The 517-nt window shown below is 64.4% G+C and carries 2 protein-coding genes; both read left to right on the top strand.

The features are described 5' to 3' along the window. The coding region (locus RNC47_RS36300) for an ABC transporter permease (RefSeq protein ID WP_394814958.1) at positions 1 to 153 on the top strand (153 nt) is incomplete at its 5' end. A gap of 12 nt (positions 154 to 165) precedes the next feature. After that, positions 166 to 517: MlaD family protein (locus RNC47_RS36305; RefSeq protein ID WP_311605130.1), on the top strand; the 352-nt coding region annotated here is incomplete at its 3' end.

Here is a 517-nt window from a genome sequence, read left to right on the forward strand (position 1 = left end):
TACTACGGCTTCTTCGCCACCGGCCGGTCCGCCGGTGTGGGCGTGGCAGTCGGGAACGCGGTGCGGACGTCGCTGATCGTCGTCGTCTCGATCACGCTGCTGATCTCCTTGGCCGTCTATGGCTCCAACGGCAACTTCAACCTCTCCGGCTAGAGAAGGCATCCGATGTCGCGTGACGCTAAACGTCTTCTGACAGGTCTGACCACGGTCCTGGTGATCGCCGCGATCGTCATCGGCGCCATCGTGATGTTCCGCGGTGGGGTCGCGCCCACCGCGTCGGTGACCGTCATCTCTCCGCGGGCCGGTCTGGTGATGAACCCCGATGCCAAGGTGAAGCTGCACGGTGCGCAGGTCGGCAAGGTCGTCTCCATCGACGCACTGCCCGACGGGCAGGCGGCCCTGAAGCTGGCGATGAATCCGGATGACCTGCAACTGATTCCGTCTAACACGGGTGTGGAGATCGCCTCGAGCACCGTGTTCGGTGCCAAGTTCGTCCAACTCGTCCCGCCCGCGGAAC

The organism is Streptomyces millisiae, from assembly GCF_031845425.1.
Taxonomy (GTDB): domain Bacteria; phylum Actinomycetota; class Actinomycetes; order Streptomycetales; family Streptomycetaceae; genus Streptomyces; species Streptomyces millisiae.